The sequence below is a fragment of the Spirillospora sp. NPDC049652 genome, from assembly GCF_040675125.1.
Taxonomy (GTDB): domain Bacteria; phylum Actinomycetota; class Actinomycetes; order Streptosporangiales; family Streptosporangiaceae; genus Spirillospora.
Window position 1 is genome coordinate 1 of the sequence record NZ_JBFAOF010000853.1, and the last position, 3,142, is coordinate 3,142.

Below are 3,142 nucleotides of genomic sequence, written 5' to 3' on the forward strand. Positions count from 1 at the left end.
CGCGCAGGATCTCCGCCCACGACCAGGCCGCCGGCGCTCCCCCGGCCTCCTCCGACCGGCCCCACGCGACCCGCCAGCCGTCCGCCGCGAGGCCCCGCGAGAACCGCTCGACCAGCGCGGTCTTGCCGATCCCGGCCTCGCCGCCGACCAGGACGACCTGGAACCGTCCGGCTGCGGCCCGTCCGGCCGCGCCGGTCAGGAGGGCGGTCTCGGCGGTCCGTCCGACGAAGGTCTCCCCGTCCGGCGGGACGAGCCGCAGCGCCCGCGCCGCCCGGCCCGTTCCCGTCCCCGTCCCCGGGCTCGGTGAGCCGGTGTGCGTCGGTTCTCTTGGAGTCGAGTCCGGCTGCCTTTCCTCCATGGGAGGCGCGGTCGGGTGCGGGACGAGCGCGCGAACACCGGCGGGCCTCGGCGGCGCATCCAGATGCGCGGCCTGGGCGAGGATGTCGGCCTCCAGGCCGCGCAGGGCGGGGCCTGGATCGACGCCGAGCTGCTCGGTCAGGACGTCCCGGGCCCGCCGGAGCGCGCCGAGGGCGTCCCCCTGCCGTCCGGAGCGGTAGAGCGCGAGGGCCAGCAGCCGCCAGGCGTCCTCGCGCAGCGGGTCGGCGGCGACGTGCGCCTCCAGGTCGGGGACGGCCTCGGCCGCCGCGCCCAGCCCGAGCATCGCCTCCGCGCGCCGCTCGGCGGCCAGCCGGCGCAGCTCGTCCAGCCTGGCGGCTTCGGCGGCGGCCCAGGGCAGGTCGGCGAACTCCGCGAACGCCGGGCCGCGCCACAGGCCCAGCGCCTCGGCGAGCAGGTCGGCGGCGCGGGCGGCGTCCCCGCCGGCGAGCGCCGCGCGGCCGTCGCCCGCCAGCGCCTCGAACCGGGCGGCGTCCACGTCCGCGCCGGTCAGGCGGTATCCGGCGGGCGAGCTCTCGATGTCGGCGTCCGGGCGCAGCACGCCCCGCAGCCGCGACACCTGCGACTGGAGCGCGTGCGCCGCACCGCCCCGCCCGCCGGGACCTCCGGAACCGCCGCCTTGGTAAAGCTCCTCGGCCAGGCCCTCGGCGGAGACCGCCGCGCCCGGCCGGACGAGCAGCAACGCCAGCAGCGCACGGCGGGCCGGGCCGCCGAGCGGGACCTGCGTCCCGTCCGGTCGCCACGCCGCCGTCGAACCGAGCACCCCGAACCGCATGATCCGTGATTATCGTCCTGAACCGGTCTTCGCGCAGGGCCGACGCGGGGCTGACCACCGTGCTGACTACCATGCAGCCCATGACGAGCGGACAGGCACGACCGATCACCGTGGTGGGGGAGCCGATCCTCCACCGCCCCCTGCGTCCGGTGGAGAGCTACGACGCCGACCTCGCGGCCCTGGTGGACGACATGTTCGCCAGCATGTACGAGGCCGACGGCGTGGGCCTGGCCGCCAACCAGATCGGCGTCGACCTGCGCGTCTTCGTCTACGACTGCCCCGACGCCGACGACGTGGCGCGCAAGGGCGTCGTCTGCAACCCCACGCTCGTCCTGCCCGAGGGCCCCGACCGGCACCTGGACGACGGCGAGGAGGGCTGCCTGTCGGTGCCCGGCCCGCACGCGCCCCTGGCCCGTCCCGACCGCGCGACCTGCCACGGCTTCGACGTCGAGGGCAACCCCGTCACGGTCGAGGGGACGGGCCTGCTCGCCCGCTGCCTCCAGCACGAGACCGACCACCTGAACGGCAAGCTGTACATCGACCGCCTCTCGACCCGCGCCCGCAAGAAGGTGCTGCGCGAGATGGAGGAGATGCGCGCGGAGGCCGAGCAGTCCGCCTGACCTCGCCACCCCCGGAGCGGGCCGGCCGGCTCGGTCAGGCGCTCCCCTCGTCCCGCCCGGTCACTCGGGCCGGCCGGTCCGCCCGGTCACTCGGCGTAGGGCGGCTCGGGGTGGTACTGCACGTACTTCTGGACGTTGCGGGCGTGCTCGACGCCGTGCAACTGGCCGACCAGCCACAGCGCCATGTCGATGCCCGCCGAGACGCCCTGGCTGGTGACGAGGTCGCCGTCCACCACGAACCGCTCGTCCCGGACAAGGGTGACGTCCTCGCGGGCCTCCAGCTCGCTCTCGGCGGCCCAGTGCGTCGCGGCGCGCCGCCCGCGCAGCAGGCCCGCGTCGTGCAGCAGCAGCGACCCGGTGCACACGCTGGTCAGCCACCGCGCCTTCGGGCCGGTCGCGGCGAGCCAGCCGGTGACCACCGGGTCCTTCCCCGCCGCCACCCGCCCGTTCCCGCCCGGGACGAGCAGGACGTCCAGGTCGGGGTGGTCGTCGAAGGTGTGGTCCGGCAGCACCCGCATGCCCTTGTTGCAGCGGACCGGGCCGTCGCCGGCGGCGACCAGCACCGCCCGGTCCCCCGCCTCGCGGAGCATGGCCGAGGCCGTGAAGATCTCCCACGGGCCGGCGAAGTCGAGCTCCTCCGCCCCCTCGAACAGCAGCAGGCCGTACGTCAGCCCGTCCCTCGATCCGTCCGTCAGTCCCTGTGCCATCACACGTTCCTTCCCGTCGATCGGAACCGCTCGCGGTAGTCGGACGGCGCGACCCCGACCGTCCGCTGGAAGGCCCGGCGCAGCGTCTCGCCGGTGCCGAAGCCGAGCCGCCGGGCCATCGCCTCGACCGGCTCGCCGGTCTCGACCAGCGCCCGCCGCGCCGCCTCGATCCGGACCCGCTCGACGTAGCCGCCGGGCGGGACGCCCATCTCGGCGGTGAACCGGCGCTGCAGGTGGCGGGGGCTGAGCCCGGCCCGTTCGGCCAGGTCCCGCACGCCGTGCCGGTCGCCGGGGTCGGCGTTGATCGCGTCCACGGCCGTCCGGATGGGGTCGCTCTCCGGACGCGCCGTCCACAGCGGGACGCTGAACTGCGACTGGGTGCCGGGCCGCCGCAGGAACATGACCAGCTCGCGGGCGACGATGTGCGCCACGTCCCGGCCGAGGTCGTCCTCGACCAGGGCGAGCGCGAGGTCCATCCCGGCGGTGATGCCCGCCGAGGTCCACACCCGGCCGTCCCGGACGAAGATCGGGTCGCAGTCCACCTCGGCCTCGGGGTGCGCCCGGCGCACCTGCTCCTCGCGCTCCCAGTGCGTGGTGACGCGCCTGCCGTCCAGCAGGCCCGCCGCGCCGAGCAGCAGCACGCC

4 protein-coding genes are annotated in these 3,142 nt (G+C 76.2%); 1 reads left to right on the forward strand and 3 read right to left on the reverse strand.

Features of this window, described 5'->3' with window-relative positions:
• A partial coding sequence (locus AB0J52_RS33800) for an AfsR/SARP family transcriptional regulator (RefSeq protein WP_500186946.1) occupies positions 1-1,171 on the reverse strand: 1,171 nt, incomplete at its 3' end.
• Positions 1,172-1,251: 80 nt separating this feature from the next.
• Here AB0J52_RS33800 and def point away from each other — a divergent pair.
• Positions 1,252-1,791, forward strand: coding sequence for a peptide deformylase (def, locus tag AB0J52_RS33805; protein ID WP_500186948.1), 540 nt, complete (start codon positions 1,252-1,254; stop codon positions 1,789-1,791).
• Between the two features lie 86 nt (positions 1,792-1,877).
• Here def and AB0J52_RS33810 read toward each other — a convergent pair whose 3' ends face one another.
• Both AB0J52_RS33810 and AB0J52_RS33815 read right to left on the reverse strand, forming a co-directional pair.
• The gene (locus AB0J52_RS33810) at positions 1,878-2,498 is read right to left on the reverse strand and encodes a DJ-1/PfpI family protein (RefSeq protein WP_500186949.1); all 621 of its coding nucleotides are present in this window, start codon (positions 2,496-2,498) and stop codon (positions 1,878-1,880) included.
• The coding region (locus AB0J52_RS33815) for a GlxA family transcriptional regulator (RefSeq protein ID WP_500186950.1) at positions 2,498-3,142 on the reverse strand (645 nt) is incomplete at its 5' end. The genes AB0J52_RS33810 and AB0J52_RS33815, both read right to left, overlap by 1 nt.

Coding starts and splice junctions, on each gene's coding strand:
- def (WP_500186948.1), top strand. CDS start 1,252: ATGACGAGCGGACAGGCACGACCGATCACCGTGGTGGGGGAGCCGATC.
- AB0J52_RS33810 (WP_500186949.1), bottom strand. CDS start 2,498: ATGGCACAGGGACTGACGGACGGATCGAGGGACGGGCTGACGTACGGC.